The sequence below is a fragment of the Silvibacterium sp. genome (genome assembly GCF_047605705.1).
GTDB lineage: Bacteria > Acidobacteriota > Terriglobia > Terriglobales > Acidobacteriaceae > Silvibacterium.
On sequence record NZ_JASGFD010000099.1, the window covers coordinates 1 to 7,620 of the forward strand.

Here is a 7,620-nt window from a genome sequence, read left to right on the forward strand (position 1 = left end):
GTTGAAGTCACCTTCCACGGCCGAGATGAATATGGTGAGCTTCCAGTACGACAACCTTACCCTGATGCTGGGTAACGGCAAGGGAGGCTTCACCAACGCCGGGTCGCAGGCCACGGCCTACAACGTCTACTACCCGACTGCCGTCGATCTGAACCACGATGGCTATCCGGATATCGTGGCGATGACGCTTCCGTTTGAGTACTACGGCTCAGTCGTCGTCATCATGAACAACGGCGATGGAACCTTTGCCGCCCCGGTCACCATCTCGAAGACGGCCTCGGTCTTCTCCGGCCTGACCAACTTCAACCTCGTCGATTACAACGGAGACGGCAACGTAGACGTGGTAGTGGCAGGTACTGGCACCACCGACGATAATCCCAACAGCTATATCGTCTTCGAAGCCATTCCCGGCAATGGAGACGGCACGTTCAACACCGCGAAGATCGTCGAAACTGATGCGACGATTCCGAACAAGGCAGTCATTGGTTACGGCGGTGGCACGATCATGCGGCAGATCAACGGGCAGTGGACCATGCTGGCCGCGGTGATGACGTCGCAGGATATCAACGGCTCGAACTTCGTTTCGTCGCAGATCAGCGAATATCCCATCACGAGCTCGGGCACGGTTACGACCGCCAATGCTGCGTCGATCTCGTTGAACGGGCTCTACACCGCTCAGCCCAATCGCTACATGCAGTTTGCTGATTTGAACGGCGATGGCGTGGACGACCTCACTTACATCCAGGGAGACGGCGAACTTTACGTCCTGCTGGGTAATGCGGATGGCAGCTACCAGGCGCCTGTGATGGCGCTTCCCGCAACGCATCTGCTCGATACCGCAGTTTATTCCTTCCGTGATGTCAACGGCGACGGCGTGCCTGATGCATTAATGGCGGGTTCCGGCCTCATTGCCGTCTACCCGGGTAATGGAGACGGCACCTTCCGATTTCCGAAAGAGACCTACGTTGGCGGCTACGGTACGGTCAGTCTCCTGGGCCTTGTCTTCGCGGTCAAGACTAATGCCATCGACGACTTCGACGGTGATGGCATTGCCGACATCCTTTACTTCGACACCAGCAAGCGCAGCCTCGCCTTCTACAAGGGCAATAACGACGGCACGTTCATTGGCGCCCCAGCTCTGGCACAGAACACAGGAACCCTCGCCACAAACGAGATGCTCATCTACGCTACGCCGGACGTAAACGGTGATGGTTATCCCGATGTGTTGGTAGATTCGCCCTACGGCATCCTGGGCGGTGTGAACGACGGCAAGGGCAACATGACGTATAAGCCGGCAGCTACTCTGCTCACCAACGTCGTCGAGATCCTACCCTATACCGCCGACTTCAATGGAGACGGCAAGGACGATGTTGTCTTCATCACGAAAGACGCCAACTCCTACTACCACCTTTTCATCGGCTATTCGAATGGCGATGGCAGCTTCAATACCGTCGAACAGTCGCTGCCTTTCCAGGCAGAGAGTTTGCCGATGGTGGCCATCGGCGACATCAACGGTGATGGGCATCCTGACCTTGCACTGACGAACGTCAACTTCGTCACCAGCCAGTATGGTGTGTGGACCCTGCTGAACAGCGGTAGCGGCACCATTCAGTGGGGGAACTACATTCCCATCTCAACAAGCTACATCGGCCTATACGGCCTGACCCTCGCCGATGCCAACGGCGACGGCCGCGCGGATCTGTTTGTCAGCTATGGCAGCTATTCGGCAACCACGATCGGCGAGTGGCTCAGTCCCGCAGGCGGTAACCTCGCTTCGGTCGCGCCGACTATCGTACAGAACGCTCTGCCCGCCGGACAGATGGTGGTGAAGGACGCGACCGGCGACGGTGTGCCTGATCTACTCACTGCAGTCTCGAATGGCACCAGCGAGGGCATAGTCCTTTATCCCGGCAAAGGCAACGGTACCTTCGGCGAGCCTGCGTCATTGGCTTCGGGCATGGAGATTTCCGATCTCGATGTGAACGATTACAACGGCGATGGCATCCCCGATGTGGTCTACGCCAATGAAGAAGAAGAACTCACCGACGCGCTCGACAACCAGCTCGGCATCGTGGTGCTGCGCGGTAATGGAGACGGCACCTTTGCGGCTCCCAAGGCTTTCGGAGTCTACGGCTCAACGCCTACCATGCTGACTGCGGATCTTCTGCGCAACGGCTCTCCGAGCATTATCAGCCTCTCCGGCGCTGTGGGAACAACTGTGATGACCAACACCGGCGCATCGGTGCTCTCTATCGCCAGCTCGGCATCCACCATCGCCAGTACCGATACCGCAACCATCACGGTAAAGGCCGCGGCCTACTATAGTGACCAGCCTATTCCTACCGGAACGGTTACTCTCCTGGTCGATGGAGTAAGTGATACGACCGCAATGCTCGATGCAGCCGGTACCGCTACCTTCGAGCTTTCAGCTCTCGCTGCCGGTGGCCACACCGTATCGGCCGTCTATGCGGGCGATGACAACTACAACGTCAACAAAAACTCAGGATCGGCAACGATTACCGTGACCACAGCACAAGCTGCCTTCCAACTGACCAGCAACACCGGCTCGTTCACACTTGCCAAGGGCGCCACCGGCTCCGCAACGCTTTCGCTTACGGCGAATGCCGCCTTTGCCGGACCGGTGAACCTTACCTGCTCGGGGCTGCCGGCAAATGCTACCTGCAGCTTTGATCCGGCAAGCGTCACACTTTCCCCAACCCAGACGGCAACAGCCACTATTTCGCTGAATACGGCTGCAACTACTACTGCCAGGAATCAGGACATCCACGGTTTTGGCATGCCAAGTCTTGCGCTGGCTGGACTCCTGGTGCTCTCACCTCTATTCCGCAGACGGCGCACGCTGGGCCTGTTTGTAGTTGTTCTGGGGGCGATTGGCATGGCTTCGCTGGTTGGTTGCGGAGGCAACTCAAGCTCGAATAGCAAAACTCCGAGTACGGAGGCTGCAGCTGGCACCTATGCAGTAACGGTCACGGCGACTCCGGCAGACACGACTGTGACGGCACACAGCGTGGTTTTATCTCTAAATATTCAATAGTGCTCAAAAAACGCCATTCTGTGGCGCTACAATCACCGCTCAGATATAGTCTGACTCTATTTAAAACAAAAGCTGCGTCTTTCCGACGCGGCTTTTGTTCTTATGCGCTCCCCACCCATCCAAGGCATATAGGCAACCCCTCGGCGCAAATGATGCCCTTGGGTGGATGTGCCAGGTTTCGAAACTGGGGCCGGGGCAACAGCCGTGACCTTGTGCTGGATGGCATCCAGCCTGTCATTCATCTGGTTCATGCCTTGCACGAAGAAGGCGTAGTACCCGACCGCTCCTCCGGCCAGGCAGCCAAGCAAAAAGATACTGCCCAGCCAGGTCCAGGTCTGGAAGCGCTCATAACGAGCGACCTCGGCGATAGCCTGCTTTGCGTGATAGGTTTCCCGACTAAGTTTTGCAATCGGACCTTTGACGGCCTCGGCGATGGAGCGGATAAAGTCGTCCTGGATCGACGCACGCACTCCGGCAGCGATGTACTGGCTGGTCTCCTTGCCGAGGGCGGTGGGGAGCTGCTTGATCTTCGCAATCGCCGCATCGAAAGCAGCGGACTTCCTGTTGAGCGCGGCCTCGCGCGCGCTCATGCTCTCGGCCAGCTTTCGAATCGTTCCGTGGCCATGATTCATCAGTGCCATGTTTCGGAAGCCTCGACCGATAAATTCAAGGCTCTCCTGGCTGAGTTCTATTCCGACTCTCCGGAATGGTTAAAGAACGCGCTCTGTGGGCTGACTCTTGCCGTCAGAAAGCCGGGCAGCGATGCGGAACAGGATTAAACACGACACACCGCTGCGGATCGTCTGCCTGAGCGACACGCACGGCTTTCACCAAGTGAAGGTTCCCTCTGGGGATGTCCTGATTCATGCCGGGGATCTGACGAACTTCTTTCAGCCCCCGGGAGCAATCCATCGAGATGCTGATGGACGTGAACGACTGGCTGGGAAAGGTCCGTCAAGTGTAGCGGAGGGACGAAGTCTTTGATTCGCAGTGTGACGAGTATCACGGAAAGCAAGTCCGCGCTCATCTACCCTGTTCAGCATAGTATGCAGTTAATTCGCCAACTTGGCATTTTGATCCTGTTGCTGGTGTCCTGTCTGCCCCCGGCAACGGTCTGCATGATTTCACACGAGCAGATGAATGCTGAGGGACGCGCCTGCTGCCAGGCGATGGTGGGCCAGTGCGAGCAGATGAAAATGCCGTCGGCGCGGACCTGCTGCCGAAAAACACCACAGAACTTTCAAGACAGTGCGCTGTATGCGAAGGTGGCGACCTATCACCCGATCCTGGTTGTAGCGCTTTGGCTGGCTGTTTCCGATTGGTCTCGTCCTGCCCTGACCGCCTTCGGCTGGATCAATGATCCCGGTTACTCCCCACCACGGCGGCCGCCTGGTTCTGTATCTATTCTCAGACTGTAATTGACTCCGCTGCCGCTCTTTGATCGCCGGGTGCGCTCCTTCGCGCTGGTGATGACATGAACTGCAATCGAGATCGGAGTCAGTATGAAGGTAGCCCTTTGGACTGCGCTCGTGCTTGCTGTTGCGTTCTCTGCCCTCGGGCAGGAGACGGCTGTGAGCCGGCCCATTCCCTTGTCTCGGCTTCTGGCTGAAGCACAAGCCAACAATCCACAGCTTGCCGCCGCCGATCATGAGGCGCGGGCAGCGAGGCAGATGGTTCCGCAGGTCACCGCACTGCCCGATCCAAAGCTCACCTACCAGCAGTTCAGCGTGGGCAGCCCGAAGCCCGGAGCTGGCTACACCGACAGCGACATGGCTTATCTCGGCATCGGCGTTTCGCAGGAGCTACCGTATCCCGGGAAGCTACGGCTGCGAGGCGAGGTCGCCGACCGGGACGCCGCTATGGAGCAAGCCGAGGTCGGAGTCATCGGGGTCGGCATTGCCGATGCGGTGAAGAGCGATTATCTCCAGCTTGCCTATCTGCAACGGACGCTCGGCATCCTGCGCCAGAACGAGGCTGTCCTTGACCAGCTTATCCAGGATGCGACCGCGCACTATCAAGTCGGACACGGCATGCAGCAGGACGTGCTCGAAGCGCAGGTGAACCGCACCCGGATCGTGCGGGAGATCACCGTCAACCGTCAGCAGGCGAGTCGGATCCAGGCTCATCTCAAAGGCCTTCTCAACCGCGACCAGCAATCGCCAGATATTGTTGCGGAAGACCTTTCGGAGTCTCCGCTGAAGGCGAACTCCGATGAACTGCTGGCCCTCGTGAAGAAGAGCAATCCCCAGATACAGGTGGATGCGAGCGCCATTCAGAGGCAGGACGCCCAGGTGGCATCCGCGAAGCGCGAGGGCAGGCCGGACTTCGAAGCCGAATACATGTACCAGAACACCGACCGCAAGTACCGGGACTATTACATGTTCACCTTCGATGTTCGTTTTCCGCGCAGGAAGCGGGTGAACGCGGAGATCGCCGAGGCGCAGGAGAAGCTTGGCGAGTCGCGGCAGACCCTCGAGACGCACCTGGCGCAGCAGCTCTCCCAGGCACAGCAGTTGTATGTGCAGGCGTCGAGCGATGAGGAACAGCTGAAGGAGTTCCACGAAGGACTGATTCCGCAGTCCGATGCAGCCTATCGGGCGACCTTGAGCTCCTATGCCTCGAACCGCGATCAGTTCACGCACGTGCTCCTGTCTTTCACCGACCTGCTCAACCTGAAGCTTGAATACGCCGAGACGCTTCTCGACCACGAAAGCGCGCTCGCTCACCTCGAATCCCTGACAGGAGCGACACTGCGATGAACGAGTATGTCGTGAGAACCTCTCTCTTCTGGATGGCGGTGCTGGCCGTGATTGCCGGGATATGGGGCTACCGCTCTCATGAGAAGACGCAACCTCAACCGATCAAGGTGTCGATGTCCGGCGATGTGCAGCTGGTAGCCGCCGGTCCATCGTCAGACACGACCTCCGATGCGGCAAAATCCGAATCGCCGATGCCGGGTACGTCCATGTCGGAGCCGACGGGCGCGGGTCTTGCACCCGTGCAGCTCACCGCGGAGCGGATGCAGAACATCGGCGTAAAGACCGGCACGGTCGAGTACAAGCAGCTGAGCGACGACGTTCGTGCAACGGGGACGGTGGACATCGACGAGCGTCTGCTCTCGTACATTCAGGTGCGCTTTCCCGGATACATCCGCAAGGTCTTTGCCAATGCGACGTACCAGTATGTCCGCAAGGGCGAGCCGCTGTTTACCGTGTACAGCCCCGACCTGGTGGCGACGCAGCAGGAGTACCTGCTTGCGCTCGGGAACAGCAAGACGCTGCAATCGAGCACGGTAGATGGCGTAGCCGCCGGCGCGGATTCGCTTTCGGTTGCCGCGGAAGAGCGGCTGGCACAGTGGGATGTCTCACCGGGTGAAATCGCCCGGTTGAAGGAGACGGGCAAGCCGGTCACCGATCTCACCATCGATTCGCCGGTCTCGGGATATATCACCGAGCGCAACGCCCTGCCCAATCTCTACGTCGAACCGTCGACGCGGCTGTACACCGTTGCCGATCTTTCCCGCGTGTGGGTGAATGCGCAGATCTTTCAGGACGACATCGGACGGCTGAAGCCGGGCGATGCCGTCGTCATCACGGTGGATTCGTATCCGGGCAGCACCTTTACCGGGAAGATCGAAGAAATTCTGCCGCAAGTGGATATGGCTACACGAACCGTACGTGTGCGCATCACGATTGCCAATCCCGCTCTCAGGCTGAAGCCGGGTATGTTCGTCAATGTCGATGCGAAGAGCGGGCTGGGCCGCCGACTGGTCGTGCCCGCTTCGGCTCTCTTCCAGTCGGGAACACGGCAGATTGTCTTCCTAAACCATGGCAACGGAAGCCTCGAACCGAAGGAAGTCGCTGTCGGCCCTCGCGTCGGAGATGACTTCGTAGTCCTCAAAGGGCTGGAGGCACATCAGTCGATTGTCACCTCGGCCAACTTCCTCATCGACTCCGAAAGCGAGCTACAAGCGGCGGCAGGCTTATTCACTCCGCCGTCACCAAGCGCGGGAAGTAATGCACCTGCGCCTGCTCCCACCGCGGAGCAGGTCCATATCGACTTCACCACCGATCCCAATCCGCCGAGGGCGGGCGACAACACCATCCGCGTGCGGCTGACCGGGCCGGGGACAGCCCCGGGCACAGGCGCATCGGTCACGGTGCGGTTTCACACGGCAGGCATGCCGGCCATGGGCATGGCCGCAATGGACGCCTCAGCAACGCTCGCGGACAAGGGCTCCGGCCTTTACGAAGGCAGCGGGACGTTGGCTTCCGGCGGCACATGGGACGTAGCGGTCACGGCGCAGAAGGATGGACAGACAATCGCCGCAAAGCATCTGCGTATCAGCGTAACGGGAGGCATGTGATGCTGTCGAAGCTCATCGAAGTCTGCGCGCGCAACCGCTTCTTCGTGTTCAGCGCCGTTCTGATGCTAACACTGGCGGGCATCTGGTCGCTGCAGCACATCCCACTCGATGCGTTACCGGATATTTCCGATGTGCAAGTCATCGTTCACACCAACTGGATGGGACAGCCGCCCTACGTGATCGAAGACCAGGTGACGTA

6 protein-coding genes are annotated in these 7,620 nt (G+C 58.9%); 5 read left to right on the top strand and 1 reads right to left on the bottom strand.

The window, feature by feature from the left end; genetic code table 11:
- A partial coding sequence (locus QM649_RS19880) for an FG-GAP-like repeat-containing protein (protein WP_415200819.1) occupies window positions 1-3,055 on the top strand: 3,055 nt, incomplete at its 5' end.
- A gap of 56 nt (window positions 3,056-3,111) precedes the next feature.
- Here QM649_RS19880 and QM649_RS19885 read toward each other — a convergent pair.
- Window positions 3,112-3,696, bottom strand: a complete 585-nt coding sequence (locus QM649_RS19885; protein ID WP_415200820.1) for a hypothetical protein — start codon at window positions 3,694-3,696, stop codon at window positions 3,112-3,114.
- A 405-nt stretch (window positions 3,697-4,101) separates the two neighbouring features.
- Between QM649_RS19885 and QM649_RS19890 the strand changes: the two genes are divergently transcribed.
- From QM649_RS19890 to QM649_RS19905, 4 genes are all read left to right on the top strand, one after another.
- Window positions 4,102-4,473, top strand: a complete 372-nt coding sequence (locus QM649_RS19890; RefSeq protein ID WP_415200821.1) for a hypothetical protein — start codon at window positions 4,102-4,104, stop codon at window positions 4,471-4,473.
- A gap of 84 nt (window positions 4,474-4,557) precedes the next feature.
- Window positions 4,558-5,814 (top strand): TolC family protein, encoded by a 1,257-nt coding sequence (locus QM649_RS19895; protein WP_415200822.1) that lies wholly within the window; start codon window positions 4,558-4,560, stop codon window positions 5,812-5,814.
- Window positions 5,811-7,421, top strand: coding sequence for an efflux RND transporter periplasmic adaptor subunit (locus QM649_RS19900; protein ID WP_415200823.1), 1,611 nt, complete (start codon window positions 5,811-5,813; stop codon window positions 7,419-7,421). The genes QM649_RS19895 and QM649_RS19900 overlap by 4 nt, the downstream gene beginning before the upstream one ends.
- On the top strand, window positions 7,421-7,620 hold a 200-nt coding region (locus tag QM649_RS19905), incomplete at its 3' end, for an efflux RND transporter permease subunit (RefSeq protein ID WP_415200824.1). The genes QM649_RS19900 and QM649_RS19905, both read left to right, overlap by 1 nt.

Coding starts and splice junctions, on each gene's coding strand:
- QM649_RS19885 (WP_415200820.1), bottom strand. CDS start 3,696: ATGGCACTGATGAATCATGGCCACGGAACGATTCGAAAGCTGGCCGAG.
- QM649_RS19890 (WP_415200821.1), top strand. CDS start 4,102: ATGCAGTTAATTCGCCAACTTGGCATTTTGATCCTGTTGCTGGTGTCC.
- QM649_RS19895 (WP_415200822.1), top strand. CDS start 4,558: ATGAAGGTAGCCCTTTGGACTGCGCTCGTGCTTGCTGTTGCGTTCTCT.
- QM649_RS19900 (WP_415200823.1), top strand. CDS start 5,811: ATGAACGAGTATGTCGTGAGAACCTCTCTCTTCTGGATGGCGGTGCTG.